Raw genomic sequence first — 26560 nt, 5'->3', positions numbered from 1 at the left:
GGGCGTAGCCATCGCACTAATAGTTAGGATTCAGATCAAACTAAGTGAGATGATGATGAAGATTTTATCTTGTATCTCAGTTTAATTTAGTAAGCCTCAAATCTTCTACTATCATAGTAAAAAGTTAGAAAAGTATCATCATCAACCAATATTCCTAAAATGATATCGAGATTTTCTCGAAAATAGGGACTACCAGATTCTTCGTCATGACTAATAATATGCTCATCCAGTATTTCTACAACAATAGCAGGCTGATTTTTATAAGGATATTTTCTATTCTTGAGGTCTGTTTTCCATTTCACTAATTGTCCTACTTGAAAAGAATCTTTTTTGAGGAAATTATTGCAAGCTGTTTGTAGTTGAGTTATGTGTTCTTCTCCATAACTTTCTTTTTCTGTCGCAATTTCTTCTTCGTCTTCTTCAAAGTTACCATTTTGGAGAGATTGCACCAATGCACCTATTAAGTCTTGGTTATTGTCTTTTTTTTCACTCATACGAATTATTATTAATTCCCTATCAAGAATACGCTGGTTGAGGAATTTTTGATTGATATTCTATTTTACCACTATTTTTAAATGATCTACTACTTAGTTTTCCAGGAGTGGGAAAGATGTAATTATTGTGTTTCTTTGATTCTAACTCTTGTAGAGCAGACCTGATTTCTTTGCTTATTTTATTCACTAATCTAGTTTGACGCAATCTAATTTCTTCCTTATTCTTTACTCCTTCTACTACATAAAATGATTTAGGAGGTAATAAATTATAGCTTGCTGGTACAACATCTAATAACCACCAGTCAAACAACTCACGTCTGCCATAAGAACCTGGAAAAATGGCATAGCCTTCTAAGCAATCATATAAAATTTCTAAAATAGCTTCTACTGATTGGTCATGTTTGATAACTTTAATCGCATTATAAAAAACATCTAAGGCTTCATTTATTTCTTGAAAATTCGCTTCTTTATGCTGAAAATAAGATTCATGAGATTTAAATATCTCAGTTATTAACTCATCAAGTACATAATTATCAATCATCTTAGTATTAATTTTATTATTAATATTCTTGATCAAGACAGATGAGATGAAATTGATAACCTGTTTTGGCAATAAATTATTAGGATCATAATATTCTAGAGTAGGTTCTACAGATAGAATTAAGATCAGTGTCATCCAGAGAGAACGACAATAAGCCAATTTTTCATTACTGTGAAGAATCAATTCTAAACCTTTTTTTAAGGCATCCTGGAGTGAATCCGTTCCATCAGCTTCTGGTTCATATAACTCTTCATAATGTTCCTGCTTAATTTGCTCAAATAACAATTGAAATTCTTCAGGAATTGTATTTAGTATTTTCTGTTTATATTTTCTATTTTGAATTGATTGTATTATCATATAAGTCTACTTTTTCTGGATTATTTAATTAACTAGAGTTATTTTTATAACAGTATTACCATTTTACTTTTGGTGCATCGGGGTAGTCCCAAAATACTTTTACCTTTATCTTCCTAAACTTATCCTTGAATTGCTCTATAACATCTTCACAACTTGGGCAAGGGTGTAGCTCTGTATAAAGATATAGATACCCTTCTACTTCCAGATTGTAGTTCATTTCTAGATGTTTTGCAATTGCGGATAATATTTTGTATTCCGCATCAACATTAGTGGACTGTTGGGTGCGGGGGTGCGGTTTTGGCTCAAATTGTCCTCCTTCTGACTTTGCGATAGGTATGGGAAGTAGCGTTTTCTTGTTAGACGGAGTTCCTAAACAAAAAATTACATCACCTATTTGTACTTCAGCGACTGCCACATTACTTTTAGGGAATTTTTGCTCAAGAATGGGTTTCTTGAGAATATTATCTCGAATGTAAGTTGCTGAGTTCTTTAACCTATCCTTGATCAGATTTTCATCGTTATAGTTAAAATTATCTTGCGTATTTGTCATGTAATGATATTAACATCTGTATAGGATGTTATTTCCCTGGTAACATGAATGGTAAAGCATCAATCCACCATCCACAATACCAGTATTGCCTTGACAATAAAGATATAAAAACTTTCATCAAAACAGGTATTGAAAAATGATACGTTTAAAACTCTGGCAATGGATCATCCTCATCTCACCAATTGTGGTAATTGTCTCCTTCCTACTCATCTCCGCAGGAATGCAAATTCACACTTGGGGACTAAGTTGGATTTGGGCATTATTCACTCTTGTATTTGTCGGTTGGCGTTGGTTGCTGGTACACTGGACTAAACCAGCTGTCAATCAAATCGAAGCTGTGTTTGCAGAAGTGCAGGAAGAATTGGAATCTAGCAACGACAATAATATAAATGTGTCAACGGGAAGAGATACCGCTATTCAAGTAGAAGCAGAATTACAAAAAGTTCTTACCGCAGCACAAAATGATTCCCCTATTTGGGAAGACTGGCAAACATTTTGGAAAAGATGTCAAGATTTAGTAGTAGCAATTTCCCATATCTATAATCCCGAAGTAAAATATCCCTTACTCAACATTTACATTCCCCAAGTTTATGGTTTAATTCGTGGAACTGTAAACGATATGGATCAATGGATGCAAAAATTATCACCAGTCCTTAATCAAGTTACCGTTGGACAAGCTTATCAAACATACCAAGTCTACCGTAAGTTAGAGCCATCTGCTCGTAAATTCTGGCAAGCTTGGAATTGGGCGCAATGGGTATTAAATCCTGTTGCAGCAGTAGCAAAAAAAGCGAGTGCAGGTGTTAGTAATCGCGCTTCTCAAGAATTATTGATAAATTTGAGCCAGTTATTACGAGAAGCGGCTTTACGGAATTTGTGCAAACAAGCGATCGCACTCTATGCAGGTACTAAAATTGAATTACCTACCCCCACCCTACCCCAAGGTAAAACCCAAACCCTGCGAGACATTATCACGCAAGCTGAACCTCCAGAAACAGTTGAGCAAAAACCCCTTAATATTCTCATTATCGGACGCACAGGTGCAGGTAAAAGTAGTTTAATTAATACTATTTTTCAAAATGAACTTGCAGCAGTTGATGTGTTACCGAGTACAGATAAAATTCAGAATTATCATTGGGAAACGGAAAGCGGAGAAACTCTCAATCTTTGGGATACTCCCGGTTATGAACAAGTCAAACGTGATGATTTGCGGGATTTAGTCATTGATTATGCCAAAAATGCTGATTTGTTGTTATTAGTTACTCCCGCACTTGATCCAGCGTTGCAGATGGATGTAGACTTTTTAGAAGATATCAAATCAGAAATCGCAGATTTACCCATCATTACTATTGTTACTCAAGTAGATCGTTTGCGTCCTATTCGTGAATGGGAACCTCCTTATAATTGGGAAATGGGAAATAAACCCAAAGAAATTTCTATTCGAGAAGCGACAGAATATCGAAAACAACTTTTAGCAAATTTCTGTAATTTAGTATTACCAATTGTCACTAGTGATATCAAAACTGGTCGTCATGCTTGGGGTGTAGAAGTGTTATCTTGGGGATTAGTAGAAGCTATATCTCCCGCAAAACAATTACGTCTCACCCGCTTTTTACGTAATCTGGAAATCCGCACAGTTGCAGCAGCTAAAATTATCGATCATTATACCTTTCAAATGGCAACCACTCAAGGAATTACCGCACTTCTTAAAAGTCCTGTTTTGCAATTTATTTCTACTCTATCAACAGGTTCTCCCACTCTTGCTTATCTTCTTGCAGAAAAAATTCCTGTCGAACAATTACCTATAGTCATTGGTAAATTACAAATGGCTTATGAACTTTTTCCCCTTTTCAATCCTGATAATTCCCAATCACGCAATTTTGATTTACTATCTCTCTGGCCTTTATTACTAGAAAATTCTACCACACCAGACACACCAGACCGCAACGCCGAAGCATTTGGTCACGCTTTAATAGAATATTGGACTCAGAATTTGACAATTGAAGAACTGCGGGAACGATTTGATTATTATCTTCAATATACTCAAATTAGAGCTTGATTAGGTACTTCACAGAGAGTATTAATTTTTAAATTAAATTAATAACCATTTTTTACAATTTAGCTAGTGCATCTTCAGCAGCAGCTTTTTCTGCATCTTTTTTATTACGTCCTTGTCCTCTTCCACGCCATATTTCTAATCCATTAACTACTTCAAATACATCAGATTCAAACACTGGTGTATGAGACTGTCCACCTATTTGATTTGTGACATATTTAGGTGGATTTGTATTACCGCTGCTTTGTACCCATTCCTGAAAGCGATTTTTTGAGTCTACATTTGAACGAGATATAACAATATTCTCCGGTACAGACGAAAAAAGTAGTTTTACAATATCTCGAACTGCTTCAATATTGCACTTATTATCTAGATAGTAAGCACCAATCACTGCTTCAAATGTGCTACTGAGTAAATTTGGATTTTGAAATCCTCCATCTCGAATTGCACCTTGTCCTAGACGCATTCTGAAGTCTAAACCTACTTCAATCGCAAATTTTGCTAATTGTTTTTCATCTACTAATGCGGAACGACGACGAGTTAATTCATCTTCTCCTTTGTCTGGGTGACTTTTATAGAGATATTCACCGCTTAAGAAATTGAGGATAGCATCACCGAGGAATTCTAGACGTTCGTTGTGTTCCCCTTCTTCAGGGTGTTCGTTGACATAAGAACGGTGAGTGAGGGCTTGACGGAGAAGTTTTTCATTTTGAAATGTGAGAAGTTTGTCTATTGTGTCATTTGTCATTATTGCGTATCTATTTTTTTTATTTTTGACTGGATAGTAAAAGTAAATTAACCATCATTAGTAATGGATATTAATAGCTGAAAACGCTATTTTCTTATGACTCTCCATTACCAAGTTATCAATTTGCTTGTCTTGTTTACAGTTTTAGAAGTAGGAATATTGTTGTTATACTAAATTACCACCACTAAGACTTAAACCAAATTCTGTTTTGTTTATTTATATAATGTCATAGGTTTAAAGTAGTTGTCAATACTTATTGAATGATGTATTGTTGATATTAAGTATCAAGTAGCATCTTTATTTTTTGACAGCAGTAAAAAAATGGCAATTCCTGATTTTCAATTAGTAATGCTTCCTTTACTCAAGTATGCAAGTGATGGAAAAGAACATTCTTTAAGGGAAGCAATTTCATATTTAGCTGATGTGTTTAACTTAAGTAATGAAGAAAGGAAAGAACTCTTACCTAGTGGACAACAAGCAATTTTTGATAATCGGGTAGGTTGGTCAAAAACTCATTTAAAAAAAGCAGGTTTATTAGAAGATCCCAAAAGAGGATTTTTTAAAATTACTGATAGAGGGATGGAAGTATTAGATAAAAATACAACAGTAATAAATATCAAATTTCTCAATCAATTTCCTGAATTTATTCAATTTAGAACAACAAAAAAAGATAATGATAAATCTGAATTAGATGCTGAAGAAATTGCCGGAAATACTCCTCAAGAATCTCTGGAATTTGGATATCAAAAAATTAAGAAAGAACTAGAACTTGATTTACTTAACCGTGTAAAAGGCTGTTCTGCTGATTTTTTTGAACGTCTCGTAGTAGATTTACTATTAAAAATGGGTTATGGTGGCTCAAGACGCGATGCTGGAAGAGCTATTGGTAAAAGTGGTGATTGTGGAATTGATGGCATAATTAAAGAAGATAAATTAGGTTTAGATATTGTTTATATTCAAGCTAAACGCTGGGATAATACAGTTGTCGGTAGACCAGAAATTCAAAAATTTGTCGGTGCTTTACATGGACAACGTGCCAGAAAAGGAGTTTTTATTACTACTTCTAAATTTTCCCAAGATGCTAAAGACTATGTATCGATAATAGATAGTAAGATTGTATTGATAGATGGACAAGAATTAGCTCAATTAATGATTGATAATAATGTTGGTGTATCAACTGTATCCATTTATGAAATCAAAAAGATAGACTCCGACTATTTTACAGATGAGTAATATAGCAATGTATATATGATATATAAAAATTATTTTTGGAAGTGGCACGGATGAACCTGTTAATAATATATCAGTAAACACATATCTTATAGTGGATATTTGGTTAAGATGCGGATGCGGTTTGGTGATTTATCTGTGAGCGTTATAATTTAATTACCACATCTAACCCAACCTACAAGGTTTTCATAACCTACTTGGTATGCTTAAAGGATTCCTAATTTATTAATAAATAAGAAGATTACCGACTGTTTAAAAAAGTCGCAGATATAGAGTTTATAGAATCTAATAATTTAGTGGAAATACTTTACTCAAATCAAGCTGCAAATCAGGAAAACAAGGTAGAGATATAATCTGATTAGGTAAAACGATGCGTTTATTTGCATATCCAAATTGATCTTGTTTATTTTGATATGGCTCACTGTAATATTCTAAGCAATTATCTAATAAATTAAATATCCAATAATCTGTAATTCCTGCCTTTGCATAAAGTGGTATTTTCACCTTTTGGTCATAATCTATGGAAGAATCTGCAACTTCTATGACTAACAAGATATCAGTCCCTTGTGGATGTGACGAGAAATAATTATCATCACGATTTTTGATGATTGCAAAATCTGGTTCTGGTTCGCTTTTGGGTGGTATGCTAATAGGGGCTTGAGATTGTAAAGTTGCTATATCTCCTATCACTTTAGGAAGTTCTCGCAATAAATTACGTAAACAAGTTTCATGCGCTCTACCTTTTGATACCATTTCTATTAATTCTCCATTAATTAATTGAATGTGATCATCTTCTTTTAAAAAGCCGATTTCGGTCAATTGGTGATATTCTTCTATGGTGAAGCGTTTAACCTGAATCTTAGTCATATATGTTGCTCCTTCAGGAATTGCCGTTATATATATTCTAAATGTGCCAGAAATTGCTATCCTAAAACTATAATAACTATTAAGGAAACAATGCCTGCGCCTACTATTACCCCGACAATGACTGCTTTTCCGCTGACTGCTGTAGTCGGTCAAGAAGCAATTAAGATAGCCTTGCTGTTGACAGCAGTAGATCCCGTTTTGGGGGGTGTGGTAATTGCAGGTCGTCGTGGTACGGCTAAATCTGTGATGGCGCGTGCTATACACGCTTTATTACCACCAATTGAAGTTGTTAAAGATTCCGTTAGCAACTGTGACCCCAACCATCCAGAAGAATGGGATGATAAACTCTTAGCTGAACAAAGACAGGAGATAGAAACGGAAATTATCCCTGCACCTTTTTTGCAAATTCCTCTGGGAATTACGGAAGATCGGCTTTTAGGTTCTGTGGATGTGGAACAATCGGTTAAACAAGGTGATACGATTTTTCAACCGGGATTACTAGCTACAGCTAACAGAGGTGTGCTGTATGTGGATGAAATCAATTTATTAGATGACCAAATTAGTAATCAACTTTTATCAGTATTATCCGACGGACGTAACCAAATTGAACGGGAAGGGATAAGTTTTCAACATCCTTGTAAGCCGTTGTTTATTGCGACTTATAACCCAGAAGAAGGAGCCTTAAGAGAACATTTACTTGATAGAATTGCGATCGCACTATCAGCAGACGGAGTTCTGGGTATAGATCAAAGAGTACAGGCAGTTGAACAAGCGATCGCATATTCCAAGTCTCCTTCAGAATTTCTGCAACAATACAGCGAAGACATAGACTCACTCAAAACTCAGATACTTTTAGCACGGGAATGGTTAAAAGAAGTCACCATTACCCCAGAACAAATTACCTACCTTGTCAATGAAGCCATTCGCGGGGGTGTAGAAGGACATCGCGCAGAACTATTTGCGGTACGAGTAGCTAAAGCCGCAGCAGCTTTGGAAGGACGCAACACAGTCACCGCTGAAGATTTACGTCGCGCTGTGGAATTGGTGATAGTTCCCAGAACAACTATAGTTCAGACACCACCCCCAGACCAACCACCTCCACCTCCCCCACCACCACCAGAAAATCAAGACGAGTCGGAATCAGAAGAAGAACAAGAGGAAGAACAGGAAGAAGAGAAAGAAGAAGACCAAGAACAACAAGAACCACCCGACATTCCCGAAGAATTTATTTTTGATCCAGAAGGGGTAATCCTTGATCCAGAAGTGCTTTATTTTACCCAAATGGCACAACGGCAAGGTAAATCTGGAAGTCGCAGTATTATCTTCTCAGACGATAGGGGAAGGTACATTAAGCCGATGATTCCCAAAGGTAAAGCCCGCCGCATAGCCGTAGATGCCACATTGCGAGCCGCAGCCCCGTATCAAAAATCACGCCGGGCTAGACAACCAGATAAAAAAGTCATTGTCGAACAGGGAGATATCCGTTCTAAGCGGTTGGTGCGAAAAGCCGGCGCTTTGGTGGTATTTGTTGTGGATGCTTCTGGTTCAATGGCTTTAAATAGAATGCAATCTGCTAAGGGTGCGGTAATGCAACTTTTAACAGAAGCCTATCAAAATCGTGACCAAGTATCTTTGATACCCTTCCGGGGTGAACAAGCAGAGGTTTTATTACCTCCTACCCGTTCCATTGCTTTAGCCAAAAATCGCTTAGAAAGATTACCTTGTGGTGGTGGTTCTCCTCTCGCACATGGTTTAACTCAAGCGGTGCGTGTGGGTGTAAATGCCCAAATGGGTGGGGACATCGGTCAAGTTGTGATTGTGGCAATTACGGATGGACGTGGTAATATTCCTTTAGCTCGTTCTTTAGGTGAACCCATAGAACCAGGTGAAAAACCAGATATCAAAGCCGAATTATTAGATATTGCTGGCAGAATTCGGGCTTCAGGGATGCAATTATTGGTAATTGATACGGAGAGTAAGTTTGTATCAACTGGCTTTGCCAAGGAATTAGCAAAATCAGCCGGAGGTAAATATTATCACTTACCCAAAGCGACTGATAAAGCGATCGCAGCTATGACCAGGGGAGCGATCGCAGATATGAAATCTAGTAGATAGTCTGAATTAGGATTTACCGGATTTTATATGGGAAATATTGGATGGGATGATACTTTTGCGAACTAACTCAAGTTATTAGTTATCTATAGCCTCCGATTTGATTCATGTAGGGGTTTAGCAATGCTAAACCCTAACCCATCAGGGGTTTTTGGGTACGGAATTTGTTTAAAAAAGTAATTGGTAATTGAGGATAAAATTCCTGTATTCATCCTGTTTATCCTTAAATCCAGTCAATAAATCCTGATATGGATTACGCCAGGCTACGCTATCAGACAAAGATTGATGGGATGAATAACTAAGCACTCATCACTCCTGACTCAGATTGTGGGTGTAAATAGCCAATTAAATCTTGTATTCCCTTATGCAGATACCGACTTACGGTGATAGGACTAGCACCGATTTTTTTACCAGCATCCTTGCGGGTAAGTTCCTTTACAAATACCAACTCAACTGCTATGCGGGAGTTATCTTCTAACAAACTCATAGCCCCCTGTAGTAATTGTCTTTCTTCTTCTTGTTGTTGAAGTAAAGCCGTACGGGAACAGGGAAGTATATCACCCAAAGTCAATTGATAATCCATATAATTAACATAAGTAGCGTCCAAACTCAAAGGCATCCGATTTTGAGCCGCCAACTTGCATTCTTGCCACTCTTGCAAAGAAATATGAAGTTTATTAGCAATTTCAATCTCTTTGGGAGGACGGCCTAAAGATATCGTCAACTCTTTACGAATTTTTTGCCCTTCATTGTCAAGTTCTTGCCAACGACGGGGAATTTTTAATAGTGTAGAGCGATCGCGCAAAAAATGTAGCATTTCACCGCGAATATAAGGTATGGCAAAAGAACTAAACGCATATCCTTGACTGGGATTAAAGCGCTCAATAGCCCTAATTAAACCAAAATAACCAATTTGTTCTAAATCTTCATACGGCTCATTACACTGATGTCTAAATTTATAAGCCATCTTCCTCACTAAACCCTGATGTATTCCTACAAGTTGGTTACGTAGTTTAATAGAAGGATGTTGGTGGTATAAGTGTAATAACTCCATACCATCATACTGCACAGAGGACTCACTTGCTGCCATATCAACTCCTTTGTAGTAACCCCTTTTTCCGAAGAATGGAGTTGCGTATACTTGATTTAAAACTGTCATTATTTTCCTTATTCAAGACATAATAAACCATCGTTGTTTTACTGAACTTGATCTCAATATCATCGCATCTCTACATAATATTACTTAGAAAAATCTACTTTTAATCTGTTCTCAGGAACTTTTGTAGAGTCATCTCTAATTTATACGTAATAGCATTTTTATATCTGTCAGGATTACTATGAACTTTCAGTAATAATATTGAGAACATCCCGCTGTCTCAGTTAACTGATAACTTGCACGATTACTTATAGAAACCGCAAAAGTAGTCAGGACAAAAACTATATCCCTTACAGAAGCAGTAGGTATTAATAAAACCTAGATACCAAAAGACCTTTTACACTGTCACTTGCCATACCTAAATTTTTGCAAAAATTAAATTCTAGATTACCGCCCTAGTTTCTAGTCCAACTATTGGTAAAAATAGAGATTAGTAGCACATTTCCTCATAAACCTGTATTTACGGTTTTTATATATGAGCAATACCAGCAATTTTCGTCAAGCTTTCCGCGAAGCTCAAAATAACGCTCTAGTTGGACCCAATGTCATTGCTAACGCCCTCCCCTATGTTGGAGGTGGACTAGTTCTGACCGCATTAGGAACCTATGGTGGTTTAGGAGTAATTCGTTCCAATCCAGGATTATTCTTTCCCACCTTCTTTGGTGCTGTAGTTCTGGAGTTAATTCTCTTCTTTGTCGCCCAAAATGTCGCATCCAAAGGTAACAATAGCCTAGCCTTACCACTATTAGCTATTTACAGCCTTTTATCTGGATATACCCTGAGTGGCTTGGTATTTGTCGCTTTGAGAACCCAAGGCGTTGGTATTCAAGGTATAGGCATAGCTGCCCTCAGTTGTGGTGTCACCTTCATTGCTGCCCGTCAAATTGGTTCTAACCTCTCAGAATCAGATGGTATGGCATTGACAAAAACCATCTCCCTAGGCGTAATTGCCTTGGTGGTTGTCTGCCTCAGCCAATTTGTATTGGCCTTATTTGGTGTTTACACACCATCTTGGTTAGAAATCGGTATCTCCGGTTTAGGTGTATTTATTTTCGCTGGCGCTTCTGTAGTTGATTTCTACATCTTGCCCCGTACCTACCGCGATGATGAATATTTACCCGCAGCCTTGTCGATGTATCTAACCTACATCAACTTATTCATCTTTATTCTGCGGTTGCTCATAGCCATTAATGGCCGCGATTAATAGACATATTGTAGAGACGTTCCATGGAACGTCTCTACAGGGGTTTGAGGTCATACATATTTAATTGTTGTTTAATTGTTGTTTAATTTTTGGAGATGTGTATTGATTATCAGTGAAAGGAAAAACAAAATTTAACTAAAAATTGACCTAAAAGTTATTCGGTAATTTACACCACAGAATTTGCCCAATTACAGCTAGAATTAGGGTTATAACTAAAATCAAAAGCTATCCGCTAAAAGCAATAACGCTTATTTTGGAGACGCTACACAAAAGCTATCACTAAAATTAAGATAGCTCTCAACTTGAGCAAACAATATGGATGTCCTAGAACTCAAACGCGAAATCGAAACGTTGTCTGGCCGCCTGGGTAAAACCCAGGACTATCTTTGACGTACCTGCACTCAAAGCCAAAATTCACGATTTAGAACAAATATCAGCCCAGCCGGAATTTTGGGACGACCAAAACCAGGCACAACAAATACTCCAAGAACTCAACGACCTCAAAGACCACTTAGAACAGTATTATCAGTGGCAAGCCAATCTAGAAGATACCAGAGCAGTTGTTGAGCTATTAGAATTAGAAACTGACGAAGCACTCTTGCAAGAAGCAGAATCTACCATTACCAAGCTGAATCGTGACCTTGACCAATGGGAATTACAGCAATTACTTTCTGGCCCCTACGATGTTCAAGGTGCAGTTTTAACAATTAACGCAGGTGCTGGTGGTACAGATGCTCAAGACTGGGCATTTATGTTAATGCGGATGTACACCCGTTGGGCAGAAGATCACGGCTACAAAGTAACTTTATCTGAAGAATCAGAAGGTGATGAAGCCGGAATTAAATCTGCAACCTTAGAAATTACTGGTCGCTATGCTTATGGTTACTTGCGGTCTGAAATGGGTACTCATCGCTTAGTACGGATTTCTCCCTTCAACGCCAATGGTAAACGGCAAACTAGTTTTGCTGGGGTGGAAGTCATGCCACAAATCGATAACACCGTCAAGTTAGACATTCCAGAAAAGGATTTAGAAATTACCACAACCCGTTCTGGTGGTAAAGGTGGGCAAAATGTCAACAAAGTAGAAACAGCAGTGCGGATAGTCCACTTACCTACGGGTTTGGCTGTACGTTGTACAGAAGAACGTTCCCAACTACAAAACAAAGAAAAAGCCCTCGCACGCCTTAAAGCCAAGTTATTGATCATCGCCAAAGAACAACGCGCCCAAGAAATTGCCGAAATTCGCGGTGATATGGTAGAGGCTTCCTGGGGTAACCAAATTCGTAACTATGTCTTTCATCCTTATCAAATGGTCAAGGATTTACGTACAAATACGGAAACTACAGCAATTACGGATATTATGAACGGCGAAATTGATGCTTTTATCCAAGCCTATTTGCGCCAAGAAAACCAACTGGTAGACAGCAATCCTGGATAATTGAGAAAAGCATTGAGATCATCAACAAGATAGCCGATTTTTCTAGAAATTCGGTTATCTGAGCATGAGCGATTGTCTCAAATCAAATACCTGTTAAAGTGATAAAAGAGATTATTGTGAAAAAATTATGAGTAAATCTCCCTCAACAGAACCTCAACCCAGCTACGTCAAACTTGCCATGAGAAACATGGTCAGAAAAGGTGGTACATCCCTTAAACATTTTGCACTGACTGCTGTAGGCTTATTAAGTCTGCTTGTTGGTCTTGCTTACCTAACTCGTTAACTGAGGAGATTTTGTGCCTCCAACGGTTGCATTATATGTAGAAAATTGTTTGCAAGAATCTTCCCCAAACCTGCCAGTATCGGAGGACACTCTGGAAACCTGGTTTGATCAATGGTTGGAAATTCTCACGGCTGATCTTCCACCTGCACTCAGTTACGAAATAGGGCTGCGTTTGACCAATGATGCCCAAATTCAGGAATTAAATGCCGAATACCGTCAGCTAAATCAACCCACGGATGTTTTAGCCTTTGCTTCCTTAGAGGCAGATTTACCCCAAAGTCAGGAAATGCTTGCTTCCCAACCTTTGTATTTAGGTGATATTGTTGTGTCTATAGATACGGCAGAGCGTCAGGCTCAACAGCAGGAACATAGTTTGTCCACAGAGTTAGCTTGGTTAACTGCTCATGGTTTATTGCATCTTTTAGGTTGGGATCATCCTGATGAAGAAAGTTTGATGCAAATGTTGAAACAACAAGTTATATTACTGAAGGGAGTAAGTATTATTATTGACTTAGAATAATGGGCATGGCTCAAGTTTTTACTCTTGGTGGCGATTTTTACAATATTATTGTCATAAATTCTTTAAAATTACGTCAAAGTTGAATTGCTCCCTTAAAATTGATCAACAATTTTAGATTTTTGGGTTTTATTTTCATAATCGACTAAAGTCACAGTTTACGCTAACCCCCTTTGTGGGTGACACAAATCCAAAATTCACTAAACCAGAGTCCCACCTTATAATATTTTGTGTTATGCAGCCCATGTCACAACAAGTTTCGCCACCATCAACACCAAACCGCTTACCAACCCTTGTGTCAAAAGAACGGGAACTTTCCTGGCAGATAGCCTCTAATTTATTTGTTAGCTTTAAGTATGCCTGGGCTGGAATCAGCTATAGTTTTCAAACTCAACGTAACTTCCGTATCCATCTCAGTGTATGCGCTTTCGCCATTGGCTTAAGTATTTTTTTACATCTACAAGCTGTAGAAATAGCAATAATTGCTATTACTAGCGGTTTAGTTTTGACGCTGGAGTTAGTAAATACAGCCATTGAATCCCTGGTAGATTTAACAGTTAAGCAAACTTACCACGACTTAGCTAAAGTTGCTAAAGACTGTGCAGCAGGTGCTGTGCTAGTATCTGCTTTGGTATCTCTATTAGTAGCTGCTACACTTTTACTCCCTCCTTTAGTAGCTTTAATCATGACCACTTTTTAGATAATTTTTGTACCTGTAGCTTTGACTATGACATTTAAGAATTTGGCAAATATGCCTTCTAAAATGCTGATTGATAGTTATGGATATTTTTGATGCCAATACAGTTAGGTAAAAATTGTGATTATAGTCATTGATAATTACGATAGCTTTACATATAATTTGGTGCAGTATTTGGGAGAACTAGCCGTAGATTTCCCGATAGCATCTGACTTGAAAGTTTTTCGTAACGATAAAATAACTGTAGATGAAATTCGGGCATTAAAACCTGATGCCGTGGTAATTTCCCCTGGGCCTGGTCGTCCAGAAAATGCAGGAATCTCTTTAGATATAATTACCGAACTAGGCTCTAGTTTACCGATTTTAGGTGTTTGTTTAGGACATCAAAGTATCGGTCAGGTTTTCGGTGGTAAAATCGTTTCTGCACCAGAGTTGATGCATGGTAAAACATCCCAAGTATCTCATACTGGAGTTGGAGTTTTTCAAGGATTAGAAAATCCCATTACCGCCACCAGATATCATAGTTTGGTGATTGACCGCGAAACTTGCCCAGAAGTATTAGAAATCACCGCTTGGGTGGAAGATGGCACAATCATGGGAGTACAACACCGGAACTATCCTCACATTCAGGGAGTCCAGTTTCATCCAGAGAGTGTACTGACTTCTTCGGGTAAGCAGTTACTGCGGAATTTTCTGGAACAATTACAGACAAGAGAGTAGTTAATGAAACGACGAGAGTTGATGGGCTATACAGGGGCAGGTTTGGTGACAGCATTAGTTACTAATTTAGGTTCCCACCTTCGGGTTAATGCCCAATCTAGTGGTGTATCTGTTCAATGGCTGGGTCACACTTGCTTTCTGTTTACAGCTAGTGGTGTAAAAATTCTCGTCAATCCATTTCGGACTGTGGGCTGTACGGCTAGATATCGTCTGCCAAAAGTTACAGCTGATTTGGTATTGATTAGCAGTCAACTATTAGATGAAGGTGCAATAGAGGGACTACCAGGAAATCCCAAGCTGATTTATGAACCTGGTGTTTATGAGTTTAAAGGTCTGAAGTTTGAAGGAATTTCCATAGACCATGACCGCAAAGGTGGCAAGCAATTTGGTAAAAATACCGTTTGGAAGTGGAACCAAGGGGGAATTAATATTCTACATTTAGGGGGCGCGGCTGCACCTATTTCCATTGAGCAAAAAATCCTCATGGGTCGTCCTGATTTGGCCTTGATTCCTGTAGGAGGTGGTGCTAAAGCTTACAATGCTCAGGAAGCACAACAGGCAATTGGAGTCTTAAATCCCAAGTTAGTAATTCCTACCCATTACCGCACCCAGGCGGCTGATTCTGCTAGTTGTGAGATTACACCGCTAGATGATTTTCTTAACTTGATCTCAGGCGTAACTGTGAGAAGGAGTAATGGTGATACTGTAGTGATTAACTCTAAGACCTTACCGGAAAATACAGAAATTCAGGTTTTGAGTTATAAGTTTTAAATAGTTATTTTTATGAACCAAATCATTACTCAAGTTGATGCTTTTACTGATACAGCATTTACTGGCAATCCTGCGGCTGTGTGTATTTTAGACATTCCTAAATCTAGTGAATGGATGCAAAAAGTCGCCCAGGAAATGAATTTATCAGAAACGGCTTTTTTAGTTAAACAAGATGATGGTTTTAATTTGCGTTGGTTTACACCGACGGTAGAAGTTCCCCTTTGTGGTCACGCAACTCTAGCCAGCGCTCATGTATTATGGTCGAAAGGGCATTTGTTACCAGATGAAATCGCACGTTTTCATACTAAAAGCGGCGTACTCATTGCCAAATTGCAAGTAAGTTGGATTGAGTTAGATTTTCCTGTTAATCACTCACAACCTGTAGAAGCACCAGCAGAATTAAGTCAGGTTTTGGGAATACCTTATAAATCTGTTCATCAAAATTCTTTGGGTTATTTGGTGGAAGTGGAAGCTGAGGAGTTAGTACGAGAAATGCAGCCAAATTTCCAGTTAATGAAAACATTACCTGTGGCTGATATTATAGTTACTAGCATAGCCAAATCTGGCTCAGAGTACGATTTTGTCTCTCGCTTTTTTGCACCAGGTTTAGGGATTAACGAAGACCCTGTAACTGGTGCGGCTCATTGTTGTTTAGCACCATTTTGGCGTAATAAGTTGGGTAAGGATAAGTTTTTGGCTTATCAGGCTTCTAGTCGAGGTGGTGTTGTTAAGGTAAACTATCCTGGTGAAAACCGCGTCTTTATATCTGGACAAGCAGTAACCGTTTTGCGTGGTGAATTAATTACAGGTTAACTTTCCAGTCAGCAGTCAGCTTAAACTTAGTTTTAGAATAAGATTACAGCAGTTTTTTCTTCCTTCGCATCTATACGTGAGATAAAAAAAATAAATGACTACTAAACCGACAAATAATAGAAATTTCTTACAAGCTGGTAATTGGCCGATTGAACAATTACCTGGACTAAACCAAGAGGAACAATCCCGACTCCAAAATTGTGACATTACTACCACAGGAGAACTACTCAAACAAGGAAAAACCCCAGAAGCAAAACTAATATTGGCAAGTAAGTTACAGATAAATATTCAAAATGTCAGTAAATGGTTAGCTTTGGCTGATTTAGCTCGTATTCCCAGTATAGGAACGCAATATTGTGGTTTATTACTCCATGCTGGTGTGATTTCTGTGGCACAATTGGCGGAAATTCCCATTCACAGATTACATAAACAAGTTATGCGTTTGCAAGTCGCAACATTACAGCGTCGTGATTTATGTCCTGCGGTTGAGTTGGTACAACAATGGAGTCAACAAGCGAAAATTTTGCTGACGGTTAAGTTTTGAATCGGATTTTTATAGATTTACGGAATTAGAAACTGTGAGATTGAATAAAAGCTAGAAAAAGCTGTATATTTTAAAAATAAACCTCAAATATTCACAGTTATGGCTGATCCTGTAACCTTAACAGCAGCGACAATCGCTGGTTTTGCTTTCAGTAAATTCTTTGAGTCTAGTGTTGGTAAGTTGGGTGAAAAATTCACAGCGGCCGCACTGGCTAAAATGGATGAACTGCGTAAAAAGATTTGGGATAAGCTACGAGGTAATTCTAAAGCAGTTACAGCACTCACCGCAATTGAACAAGGTTCTAAGGCAGATTTAACCCGCTTAGAGGTTTACTTAGAAGATGAAATGAATGATGATCCTCAGTTTGCGGAAGAGGTGAAGAAATTAGCTGAAGAAATTCATGCTGGCAAAATTCAAGATAATAGCCACATGGTGATGAATATTGATGGTCAAAATAACACAGGTTATCAAACTAAAAATGAAGTAACTAATCAAGGTGGTACAAATTACACTGGAAATAACACTATTAATAATAATTACATACAACCTTGACTAGAGTCGTCCGAACGGGAACGGTCAAAGTTAAATCTCACCAGTTATATTATTGATCAACGCCGTTCTGATGCTACTTATTGGCATGGACGGGAAAAAGAAGTTGCTAAAATTCAAGATTGGTTAAATTTACCAAATATTAAATTAATTGGGGTGACTGCTGCTGGTGGTTTTGGTAAATCAACATTGGTGGGAAAGATATATGATGATTTACAAAACTTTGATCAGAAAATTTGGACGAGTTTTAGTCAAGCATATCCTTTTGGGATTTGGGGAAGGTGGGTATTAGAACAGTTAAAACAACCTGTACCAGAAAAAGACGAAGAATTAATAATTGCCTTATGTAATTGTTTGCAAAATGGGCGATATTTGCTGGTATGGGATAATTTAGAAACCCTACTGCATGATAATGGTCAATGGCAAGATCCAACTTATGGTGAGTTTTTATTACGGTGGTTTGGGTCGAATAGTCGGAGTTTAATTTTAGTTACTAGTCGAGAAAAACCGACATTACCAAATAATACTCTTAGCTATTGTCAATGGTTGGGTTTAGATGGACTTTCGATATCAGCAGGGGTGGCTTTGCTGAAGGATTTACAAATTCAAGGTGATGAATTAGATTTAGAAGATTTTGTCAAGCGGACTAATGGACATCCTTTATTAATTAAACTGGTTGCTGGTTTGTTGTTGGATGAACAGGAAGAATTAAAGAAGTTAAATCAAAACTTTTTTGAGATTTTGGGTTTACATCGAGATGACCCAGAATCGAGTATTGGTAAAATTATTGATGCTAGTATTAAGCGGTTAAATCAAAAATTACAAACTCTGTTGTTGAATGTGAGTGTTTATCGTTTGAGTTTTGATGAAAGTGCCGCAACAGCCTTAATTGATGAGACGATTACAACTAAAGAGTTGCGACAATTAGCAAAATGTTCTCTGTTGCAAGAAAAGAAACAGGAAGGTGTTTGGAAGTTTCAGTTTCAACCTTTAATTCAAAGTTATTTACAGCAAAGACCAGAAGACAGAACTAAAGCCCATGAATTAGCTATAGCTTACTACACAAAACGCCGCAAACCTCAACTTGCACATAATGATAATTTGGAAGCGGTGACAGAATATTTAGAAATTTTCTATCATTATTGTGAGTTGGGAAAATATGCTGAGGCTTTTTCTAGTGTTTATTATTCAGAAAATAATCATGATAAGTGTGATGAATTTTTGAGAAAGCGTTATTACAATGCCGTTCGTTTGAGTCTATATGAAAGATTAATTACAGAATGGAAATCTCCGAAGGAGAATGAGAAAAGACTGTTCAGTGATGCACTTAAAGTTTATGGGGATGTGTTGCAATTTCTCGACCGGAGAAATGAGGCATTATCACGGTATGAACAAGCTTTGTCATTCTACCGGGAAATAGGCGAGCTTTTGGGGGAAGCAAACACTTTACAATCTATTGGGGATGTGCTGCAATTTTTGAAATGCTCAGATGAGGCACTATCACGGTATGAGCAAGCATTAGCATTATACCGAGAAAAATGTTCTCGCTTAGGAGAAGCTTACGCATTAAAAGCTATTGGAGATGCATTGCATTATCTCAAACGGAGAGATGAGGCATTATCACACTATGAAGAAGCATTAATATTCTTCCAAGAAGCAAATTCTCGATTGGGGATAGCTAACACATTAAAAGCCATTGGGGATATGTTGCAATTTTTCCACCGGAGAGATGAGGCGTTATCATGGTATGAACAAGCATTAACATTCTACCGGGAAACAGGTTCTCTCGCGGGTGAAGCTAACACACTAAGAGCCATAGGTGATGTATTACAATTTCTCGACAGGAGAGATGAGGCATTATCACGGTATGAACAAGCTTTAACATTTTACCAAGAAATCGGCGATCTCTTGGGAGAAGCTAACACATTAAAAGCCATTGGGGATGTGTTGCAATTTCTCGACCGGAGAGATGAAGCATTATCACGGTATGAACAAGCTTTGTCATTCTTCCGGGAAATAGGTTCTGGCTTGGGGGAAGCTAATGTTTTAAAGGAATTGGGTAAATTGCAAGATGACCCAAAACAGGGTTTATTATTTATCCAGAAAGCACAAAATCTTTATCAGCAAATTGGTGATATTTATAGTCAAAGCCGCAATTTAATCTATTTTCTGGCGGAAGTGCAGTTAAAAATGGGAGATAAAACCGCAGCGATTAATTCTTTAACTGAAGGTGAGGAATTAGCCGCAAAGATTAATTATCAACCTTTCCAAAAACGCGCACAGGATAAATTAGCGGAAATTAAATCCTGTTAATTACAGGACTTACGCAACTGGCTTATTAATCAGGTGCGTCAGATGTTAAAAATCTGTTGAGAATCATCATTTATCGGTCTGACACACCCTACAAGAGATATTAAATGTGATGCTTGTGTAAGTCCTAAATTAACCGTAAAAATCCTCATCTAAAATTTGCTCAATTAAGAAAGGACAGGTGAGGGGATACTCACTTTCTTCCGGTACACGAACTCCAAATTTGGCAAGTTTACCTTCTTTAATTGCAATTTTACGACCATCAGGATAGGCTTTTTCTACAGCTTCTACTAAAAAACTTTTGAGAGATGGGGTATCTGTCAGATTGTCGAGAACGCGCTGACGATGTTCAACAACTGAAGTATACCAACTTGCTTTCATTGAATCGGGTACATGATGCTGAACTTGCAACTTGAGTAAGTGAGCTAATAAGATTTTGAGATTACTTCTGAGTGTATTTCTCTCTGATTTACCCAAGTCAACTAGTTCCTCAATCAAATGCTCAATATCCAGCGACTCAAATTCATGATTCTGTAATTGCTGAATTGTTTGCGAAATCCATAATTGCAAATCGTGATCATATAGCGTGTTAGACATCTTTCAGATCCAGCTATTCTTTAACTAGCACTCCATTGAGGAAAATATCAGCGAGTCCTTCGGCCATTTTTTGCATTTCTTGGGGGGATGCGTTAGGTTCCAGGAGGGTATGATCAGAAAAACCTGCGATCGCAAACATTCCTAAAAACACCTTAGCTACTAATTTGGCATCTGTCTGACGATAGATACCTTTATCCATAGCGGTTTGAAAGAAGGCTTCAGCCACATCAGTCATTTTATCAATGACTTCCGTTTGAATGCGATCGCGCAAATCTGGGTGAAACTGCACTTCCATAAAACAAACCCGCATGATCTCGACATTTTTCTGCATATTCCACATTCGCCGGCGCATCACCTGGGCTATAGCCTGATAACTGCCCATTTCACTCAATTCTGTGAGCAAATCTGTGAGAATGTCTACCCACCCACTCGTTGCTACTTCGACCAAAATCGCCTTCTTATTGGAAAAATGCCGAAACAGAGTCCCCTCAGCTACACCTGCGGCTTGTGCCAAATCACGAGTAGTTGTACCATCAAATCCCTGAGCAGCAAATAACTTTTGTGCCGCTTGAAGAATGCGGGTGCGCGTCTGCGCTTCTGATGTTGGGGGAAAATTAAAAACTCGCATGGTAGTTATTGCTATATCTCAGGAACATGACTTGTAGCAAGTATTGTCTAACATCAAATACAAAAAGCAGAGAAAGCTTAATACAACATTAACGCTCTGTTTGCTAATTAGCTTATTTCTCAAGAAGTGTAAATTTACTTTAATTTTTGCTTATGAATCAGGCAATTTTAGATTTTGGATTTCGGCTTAAGCGCTACTTCGACAAGGCTCAGTACAAGTCAGTCGAACGACTTTGGATTTTGGATTGGTTCATCGGTAGTGCTAACAAATCCCACTCTCAATCATCCAATCAATTATCCCAGCCTCCAGTCTTTCGTCGTCTGTTTGCCACTGCTTTGGCGATAATGATATGTTGTTGGGGGTTAATGCCAGAAATCGCTACAGCGCTACAACCCAAGCAAACATCAATTCAACCTTATTTAGATCGAGTAATTAAGCAGTTAACAGAGTTTCGTCTCGATAATGGGTTGAAATTTATTGTTTTAGAAAGACATCAAGCGCCTGTAGTTTCCTTTCTTACCTATGCTGATGTTGGTGGCATAGATGAACCAGATGGACAAACTGGTGTCGCACACTTTCTAGAGCATTTAGCATTTAAAGGCACAAAACGCATTGGTACTACAGATTATCAAGCCGAAAAACCACTACTAGACCAATTAGAACAATTAGACAGCCAAGTTAGGATTGCTAAAGCCCAAGGAAAAAAAGATGATTTAGCAAAATTACAAACTGAGTTTAAATCAGTAGAAACTCAAGCCCTCAAATTAGTTAAACAAAACGAAATGGGGCAAATTGTTGAGCAAGCGGGAGGAGTAGGCTTAAACGCCAATACATCAGGGGAAGCAACCCGTTATTTTTACAGTTTTCCTGCTAATAAGTTGGAATTGTGGATGTCTCTGGAATCAGATCGATTTTTAGAACCTGTCTTTCGGGAGTTTTATAAAGAAAAAGATGTAATTTTGGAAGAACGCCGAATGCGAGTAGAAAACTCTCCTATCGGCTTAATGATTGAGAAATTTATCGATACTGCTTTCAAAGTCCATCCCTACAGACGACCGGTGATTGGTTACGACGAAGATATTCGTAATTTAACACCGCAAAATGTCAGGCAATTTTTTGACAATTACTATGTCCCCAGCAACTTAACGATCGCTATTGTCGGCGATGTTAACCCGACTGAGGTAAAAAAATTAGCACAAGTTTACTTTGGGCGTTATCAAGCTAAACCTAAAGCCCAGCCCAAAATTCCCACAGAACCAAAGCAAACCGAAACCAGGGAACTTACCTTACAACTACCTTCTCAACCTTGGTATTTAGAAGGTTATCACCGTCCAGCAGTTACTCATCCTGATAATGCAGTTTATGAAATTATTGGTAGTTTATTGAGTGATGGACGCACCTCAAGATTGTATAAGTCATTGGTAGAAAAACAGCGTTTAGCTCTAGCTGCTCAAGGTTCCAGCGGCTTTCCGGGGGATAAATACCCCAATTTGATGTTATTTTATGCTCTCACTGCTCCCGGTCACACAGTTGATGAATTGGCGGTGGCTTTAAAGCAGGAAATTGAGAGTTTGAAAACCCAGCCTGTCACGGATATTGAGTTACAGCGCGTTAAGACTCAAGCGAGGGCTAGTTTATTGCGAAGTCTAGATTCCAATATGGGAATGGCGCAGCAACTATTGGAATATGAAGTAAAAACTGGTTCTTGGCGGAATTTGTTTAAGCAGTTAGATGACATTGCGGCGGTTACTCCTGCGGATATTCAGCGGGTAGCGCAAACGACATTTACGCCGGAAAATCGGACGGTTGGTAAGTTGTTGTCGAAGCAATCATAAGGATTGCTAATTGGGTACTTAGATAAGCTGTTACGCAGTGATATACGGAAGAATAAACCGCAAAGACGCAAAGATCGCAAAGATAAGAGGGCTGAAAAGAGATTTTGCGTAAGCCTTGTTACTCCCTTCCCAGTGTAAGATTACTGAATCTTCCTTCTTTCCTTCTTTCCTTCTTTCTTTCTTCGCGTCCTTCGCGCCTTCGCGGTTCATTTCATCCATATTCTTCTAATAGAACAAGAGTAGAAAGATGAAGGGTAAGAAATTGAAGTTTTCCAAGAGTTGGCGGTTTGTTTCGGCTTTGGTGATTGCTTTACTGTTAACGTTTAATTTTTCTTGGGCGGCGACAGCAGCAGCAAAACATTACAGTGATTTACAGTTTGCACCTTTACCGGAAATTAAGTTACCTAAGTATGAACGGTTTGTACTGGATAACGGTTTGGTAGTGTATTTAATGGAAGATCATGAGCTACCTTTGGTGAGTGGTACGGCGCTTGTGAGGACAGGTAGCCGTTGGGAAGCCGGTGAGAAAACTGGTTTAGCTGATCTTGTGGGTTCAGTAATGAGAACTGGTGGAACTCTCAAGCATTCACCTGATGAGTTAAATGAGATATTGGAACAACGGGCGGCTTCAGTAGAAACTAGTATGAGTGAAGCTGCTGGTAGTGCTAGTTTTGACAGTTTGAGTGAAGATTTAGAAACGGTGTTTGGGCTATTTGCTGAGGTGTTGCGAGAACCAGCTTTTGCTCAAGAAAAGTTGGATTTTATCAAAGCCCAGGCTAAAGGTGGTATTGCTCGGCGCAATGATAATCCTAGCAGTATTGCCAGCCGGGAACTGCGGAAATTAATCTATGGCCAAAATAGTCCCTATGCTCGTACTGTCGAATATGCGACGTTGGATAAAGTTACCCGTGAGGATTTGCTGAAGTTTTACCAGGAATACTTTCATCCCAATAATATGATTTTAGGGATTGTGGGAGATTTTAACGCCAAAAAAATGCGATCGCTCATTCAAAGTCAATTTGGCGATTGGAAACCCAACTCTAAAATCGCTAAACCCCAATTACCAGCAGTGTCACCAGCTAATTTAGGTGGGGTATTTTTTGTGAATCAACCCCAACTGACACAGAGTAATATTCTTCTTGGACATCTAGGTGGAAAGTTCGATAGTCCTGACTATGCAGCCTTAGATGTAATGAATGGGGTATTAAATGGATTTGGGGGGAGATTATTTAATGAAGTGCGATCGCGCCAAGGTTTAGCTTACTCTGTATATGGTATGTGGAGTCCCCGCTTCGATTATCCTGGAATGTTTATCGCCGGTGGACAAACTCGCTCTGATGCTACAGTCCAGTTTATCAAAGCTTTGCAAACAGAAATTAAACGTCTGCAAACTGAAAAAGTAACAGAAAAAGAATTGAAATTTGCTAAAGAGTCTACACTCAACTCGTTTGTGTTCAATTTTCAAGACCCAGCCCAAACTTTATCACGGTTGATGCGCTACGAATATTATGGTTATCCGGCTGATTTTCTGTTTCGCTACCAAAAAGCCGTCACCACCACAAAAACAGCAGATGTCAAACGAGTAGCACAAAAATACCTCAAGCCCGAAAATTTAGTCACTCTAGTGGTGGGTAATCAAACCGCCATTCAACCTCCCTTAACAGAGTTAACAGCAAAGGTGACACCAATAGATATAACGATTCCTGCTTCCTAAACCCAAGCCCAGAATTAATTCAAACTATTTGCTGTTAGCTAATCAATGTAGGCGCGATTGTTCGCGCCTTTATTTATATAAAATTTAAATTCTCAAAAACCATCAGTTTTGCAGACCAAATTCCTGAAATTCTGTCTTGAAAATTACTCTGAAAACCTTGAATTTATAAGATACGAGTTCAAAATATAAGAGCAGGATTTTTGAAAATGTGCTTGAATTCTATCCAAAACAGCATGGAAGGAGGTGATTCAAATATGAACATCAAAATTTATGACTTATGCCCTAGTAGTAAAGTACAGATGCTTAATGAATTAAGCTTGAGGGAAATGAGGACGATTAAAGGTGGAATCCAAATGGGAGAAGATGAAAATACAGCAACTAGGAATAATTTTGCAGAAGTTATGAAAGAAGTCAATGGTAATATCGCCATTTGGAGAACAGAAATAGATGAAACACTTAAAAATTTACGGCAAGGAATGAATTTTTGAAATTTTTGCTTGATAATCAAACTAATTCTTAATAATTCGTGTGTTCATATTCTAATAAATATGAGAACACACGATTTTTTTTATAGCAGGTGACAGAGTTGAAAGTCTTCTGGATGATACATATTTAAATTATGTCGATATTATGTGGATGTTGACTAACTTTCAAAAGTTATGATCTAGAATAATTCTTGTTTAAGAAAAAGACATAAATTCATGACTAATGTCTAATAAAGCTAGAACTAAACATTGATTTTCTAGAGTTTCCCGAATAAAAATAGGAGTATCGGTTAAGCGAAGTGAAACTTAACTGACCCACCAATTACACCGACTGACACCAGTCTTTTAGGAGGAAATCATGGCAAGTATTAAACTCTCTGAATTACAAGCAACAGGTTCTGAACTCTTCCAAGATTCTGAAAGTTTTCTCAACGAAATGACCGATGTCAATTCCATTTATGGTGGATCTTATGGTAGCCATGTCAGTGATATGTCTACATTCGGAAAATTGGCTGAAGCCTTCGTGAATGTATATGCAGTTGGTCATATCGCCTACTTAGCTAAATCTTACAGCCACAGCAACGGTTACAGCAACGGTTACGGCTACTAATAGCTGAAACGCCGAATTTTAATTCATCAAAAATAGTCTTTTAGGAGGAAATCATGGCAAATATTCAACTCTCTGAATTGCAAGCAACTGGTTCTGAATTATTCCAAGATTCCGAAAGCTTTCTCAACGAAATGAGCGATGTTAATTCCATCTTCGGTGGTGGATATCATGGCGGCTATGTCAGCGATGTTTCTACATTAACAAAATTGGCTGAAGCCTTCGTTAATGTCTATGCAGTTGGTCATATCGCCTACTTAGCTAAATCTTACAGCCACAGCAACGGTTACAGCAACGGTTACGGCTACTAATAGCTGAAACGCCGAATTTTAATTAATCAAAAATAGTCTTTTAGGAGGAAATCATGGCAAATATTCAACTTTCTGAACTACAAGTAACAGGTTCTGAACTTTTCCAAGATTCTGAAAGTTTTCTCAACGAAATGAACGATGTCAATTCCGTTTACGGTGGATCTTATAGCAACCATTTCAGTGATAATTCCACATTGGTAAAACTAGCTGAAGCCTTCGTGAATGTATATGCAGTTGGTCATATCGCCTACTTAGCTAAATCTTACAGCCACAGCAACAGTTACGGCTACTAATAGCTAACTTTAAAGCTTGATGGCTCTCTTGGGATTAAAAGTAAATGTAATCTATGTGAATAACATAAGTTTGCTAAATTACCAATAACCCAAGAGAGCCAATCACAGAAAATCTCATGTTTACAAAATTAAA

The 26560-nt window shown here is 38.1% G+C and carries 28 protein-coding genes; 20 read left to right on the top strand and 8 right to left on the bottom strand.

The window, feature by feature from the left end; all coding sequences use genetic code 11:
• Nucleotides 1–86 precede the first annotated feature (86 nt).
• The 3 genes from ANA7108_RS0109125 to ANA7108_RS0109115 are packed head-to-tail and all read right to left on the bottom strand — an operon-like array spanning nt 87 to nt 1942.
• Nucleotides 87–494, bottom strand: a complete 408-nt coding sequence (locus ANA7108_RS0109125; protein WP_016950477.1) for a hypothetical protein — start codon at nt 492–494, stop codon at nt 87–89.
• 22 nt (nt 495–516) lie between these two features.
• Nucleotides 517–1392, bottom strand: a complete 876-nt coding sequence (locus tag ANA7108_RS27110; protein ID WP_016950476.1) for a hypothetical protein — start codon at nt 1390–1392, stop codon at nt 517–519.
• A 55-nt stretch (nt 1393–1447) separates the two neighbouring features.
• Nucleotides 1448–1942 carry a deaminase domain-containing protein gene (locus ANA7108_RS0109115; protein WP_016950475.1) on the bottom strand — a complete coding sequence of 165 codons (495 nt, stop codon included), beginning with the start codon at nt 1940–1942 and terminating at the stop codon, nt 1448–1450.
• A gap of 136 nt (nt 1943–2078) precedes the next feature.
• Here ANA7108_RS0109115 and ANA7108_RS0109110 point away from each other — a divergent pair, with 136 nt between their 5' ends.
• Complete coding sequence (locus ANA7108_RS0109110) at nt 2079–4001, top strand: GTPase family protein (protein ID WP_026104073.1); 1923 nt, start codon at nt 2079–2081, stop codon at nt 3999–4001.
• Nucleotides 4002–4053: 52 nt separating this feature from the next.
• Here ANA7108_RS0109110 and rnc read toward each other — a convergent pair whose 3' ends face one another.
• Entirely contained in the window at nt 4054–4731 is a 678-nt protein-coding gene (rnc, locus tag ANA7108_RS0109105; protein ID WP_026104072.1) for a ribonuclease III, read from the bottom strand.
• Between the two features lie 336 nt (nt 4732–5067).
• Here rnc and ANA7108_RS0109100 point away from each other — a divergent pair, with 336 nt between their 5' ends.
• Nucleotides 5068–5979: a restriction endonuclease gene (locus ANA7108_RS0109100; RefSeq protein ID WP_016950472.1), complete on the top strand. Its 912-nt coding sequence runs from the start codon at nt 5068–5070 to the stop codon at nt 5977–5979.
• A 282-nt stretch (nt 5980–6261) separates the two neighbouring features.
• Here ANA7108_RS0109100 and ANA7108_RS0109095 read toward each other — a convergent pair whose 3' ends face one another.
• Nucleotides 6262–6843 (bottom strand): Uma2 family endonuclease, encoded by a 582-nt coding sequence (locus tag ANA7108_RS0109095; protein WP_016950471.1) that lies wholly within the window; start codon nt 6841–6843, stop codon nt 6262–6264.
• 90 nt (nt 6844–6933) lie between these two features.
• Here ANA7108_RS0109095 and bchD point away from each other — a divergent pair, with 90 nt between their 5' ends.
• Nucleotides 6934–8958 (top strand): magnesium chelatase ATPase subunit D, encoded by a 2025-nt coding sequence (bchD, locus tag ANA7108_RS0109090; protein WP_026104071.1) that lies wholly within the window; start codon nt 6934–6936, stop codon nt 8956–8958.
• A gap of 295 nt (nt 8959–9253) precedes the next feature.
• Here bchD and ANA7108_RS0109085 read toward each other — a convergent pair whose 3' ends face one another.
• On the bottom strand, nt 9254–10045 hold the full coding sequence (locus ANA7108_RS0109085; protein ID WP_026104070.1) for an RNA polymerase sigma factor SigF: 792 nt from the start codon (nt 10043–10045) through the stop codon (nt 9254–9256).
• A 541-nt stretch (nt 10046–10586) separates the two neighbouring features.
• Between ANA7108_RS0109085 and ANA7108_RS0109080 the strand changes: the two genes are divergently transcribed.
• The 11 genes from ANA7108_RS0109080 to ANA7108_RS0109035 all read left to right on the top strand — a co-directional run bounded on the left by ANA7108_RS0109080 (nt 10587) and on the right by ANA7108_RS0109035 (nt 19960).
• Nucleotides 10587–11315, top strand: a complete 729-nt coding sequence (locus ANA7108_RS0109080) for a Bax inhibitor-1 family protein (protein WP_016950468.1) — start codon at nt 10587–10589, stop codon at nt 11313–11315.
• Between the two features lie 315 nt (nt 11316–11630).
• Nucleotides 11631–12753 (top strand): peptide chain release factor 2 gene (prfB, locus tag ANA7108_RS0109075; RefSeq protein ID WP_144052370.1). Its coding sequence is split into 2 segments (ribosomal slippage): nt 11631–11702 and nt 11704–12753, totalling 1122 coding nucleotides; the frame shifts between segments, so codons are not numbered across the junction.
• A 127-nt stretch (nt 12754–12880) separates the two neighbouring features.
• Nucleotides 12881–13036, top strand: coding sequence for a DUF3285 domain-containing protein (locus tag ANA7108_RS28705; RefSeq protein WP_016950466.1), 156 nt, complete (start codon nt 12881–12883; stop codon nt 13034–13036).
• Between the two features lie 13 nt (nt 13037–13049).
• Nucleotides 13050–13556 carry an rRNA maturation RNase YbeY gene (ybeY, locus tag ANA7108_RS0109070; protein WP_016950465.1) on the top strand — a complete coding sequence of 169 codons (507 nt, stop codon included), beginning with the start codon at nt 13050–13052 and terminating at the stop codon, nt 13554–13556.
• Nucleotides 13557–13797: 241 nt separating this feature from the next.
• Nucleotides 13798–14253 carry a diacylglycerol kinase family protein gene (locus ANA7108_RS0109065; protein WP_016950464.1) on the top strand — a complete coding sequence of 152 codons (456 nt, stop codon included), beginning with the start codon at nt 13798–13800 and terminating at the stop codon, nt 14251–14253.
• 117 nt (nt 14254–14370) lie between these two features.
• Nucleotides 14371–14970: an aminodeoxychorismate/anthranilate synthase component II gene (locus ANA7108_RS0109060; protein ID WP_016950463.1), complete on the top strand. Its 600-nt coding sequence runs from the start codon at nt 14371–14373 to the stop codon at nt 14968–14970.
• A gap of 3 nt (nt 14971–14973) precedes the next feature.
• On the top strand, nt 14974–15741 hold the full coding sequence (locus ANA7108_RS0109055; protein ID WP_016950462.1) for an MBL fold metallo-hydrolase: 768 nt from the start codon (nt 14974–14976) through the stop codon (nt 15739–15741).
• A 12-nt stretch (nt 15742–15753) separates the two neighbouring features.
• Nucleotides 15754–16554 (top strand): PhzF family phenazine biosynthesis protein, encoded by an 801-nt coding sequence (locus ANA7108_RS0109050; protein WP_016950461.1) that lies wholly within the window; start codon nt 15754–15756, stop codon nt 16552–16554.
• Between the two features lie 94 nt (nt 16555–16648).
• Nucleotides 16649–17098, top strand: a complete 450-nt coding sequence (locus ANA7108_RS0109045) for a DUF4332 domain-containing protein (protein ID WP_016950460.1) — start codon at nt 16649–16651, stop codon at nt 17096–17098.
• 99 nt (nt 17099–17197) lie between these two features.
• Nucleotides 17198–17650, top strand: coding sequence for a hypothetical protein (locus ANA7108_RS0109040; protein WP_016950459.1), 453 nt, complete (start codon nt 17198–17200; stop codon nt 17648–17650).
• Nucleotides 17651–17698: 48 nt separating this feature from the next.
• Nucleotides 17699–19960 (top strand): tetratricopeptide repeat protein, encoded by a 2262-nt coding sequence (locus tag ANA7108_RS0109035; RefSeq protein WP_369750740.1) that lies wholly within the window; start codon nt 17699–17701, stop codon nt 19958–19960.
• 129 nt (nt 19961–20089) lie between these two features.
• Here the strand turns inward: ANA7108_RS0109035 and ANA7108_RS0109030 are convergent, their stop codons facing one another.
• Nucleotides 20090–20554, bottom strand: coding sequence for a DUF29 domain-containing protein (locus ANA7108_RS0109030; protein WP_016950457.1), 465 nt, complete (start codon nt 20552–20554; stop codon nt 20090–20092).
• Between the two features lie 13 nt (nt 20555–20567).
• On the bottom strand, nt 20568–21182 hold the full coding sequence (locus tag ANA7108_RS0109025; protein ID WP_016950456.1) for a TetR/AcrR family transcriptional regulator: 615 nt from the start codon (nt 21180–21182) through the stop codon (nt 20568–20570).
• 152 nt (nt 21183–21334) lie between these two features.
• Between ANA7108_RS0109025 and ANA7108_RS0109020 the strand changes: the two genes are divergently transcribed.
• From ANA7108_RS0109020 to ANA7108_RS0108990, 6 genes are all read left to right on the top strand, one after another.
• Nucleotides 21335–23017 carry a pitrilysin family protein gene (locus ANA7108_RS0109020; RefSeq protein ID WP_016950455.1) on the top strand — a complete coding sequence of 561 codons (1683 nt, stop codon included), beginning with the start codon at nt 21335–21337 and terminating at the stop codon, nt 23015–23017.
• Nucleotides 23018–23264: 247 nt separating this feature from the next.
• Nucleotides 23265–24731: a pitrilysin family protein gene (locus tag ANA7108_RS0109010; RefSeq protein WP_016950453.1), complete on the top strand. Its 1467-nt coding sequence runs from the start codon at nt 23265–23267 to the stop codon at nt 24729–24731.
• Between the two features lie 233 nt (nt 24732–24964).
• Complete coding sequence (locus tag ANA7108_RS0109005) at nt 24965–25219, top strand: hypothetical protein (RefSeq protein ID WP_144052369.1); 255 nt, start codon at nt 24965–24967, stop codon at nt 25217–25219.
• Nucleotides 25220–25574: 355 nt separating this feature from the next.
• Nucleotides 25575–25826 carry a hypothetical protein gene (locus tag ANA7108_RS0109000; protein ID WP_016950451.1) on the top strand — a complete coding sequence of 84 codons (252 nt, stop codon included), beginning with the start codon at nt 25575–25577 and terminating at the stop codon, nt 25824–25826.
• A gap of 53 nt (nt 25827–25879) precedes the next feature.
• Nucleotides 25880–26134: a hypothetical protein gene (locus ANA7108_RS0108995; protein WP_016950450.1), complete on the top strand. Its 255-nt coding sequence runs from the start codon at nt 25880–25882 to the stop codon at nt 26132–26134.
• Between the two features lie 53 nt (nt 26135–26187).
• Nucleotides 26188–26427 (top strand): hypothetical protein, encoded by a 240-nt coding sequence (locus tag ANA7108_RS0108990; RefSeq protein WP_016950449.1) that lies wholly within the window; start codon nt 26188–26190, stop codon nt 26425–26427.
• The last annotated feature ends 133 nt before the right edge of the window (nt 26428–26560 follow it).

It is taken from the genome of Anabaena sp. PCC 7108, assembly GCF_000332135.1.
In the GTDB taxonomy this organism is placed as follows: Bacteria; Cyanobacteriota; Cyanobacteriia; order Cyanobacteriales; family Nostocaceae; genus Anabaena.
This window is presented reverse-complemented; position numbering and strand designations above follow the sequence as displayed.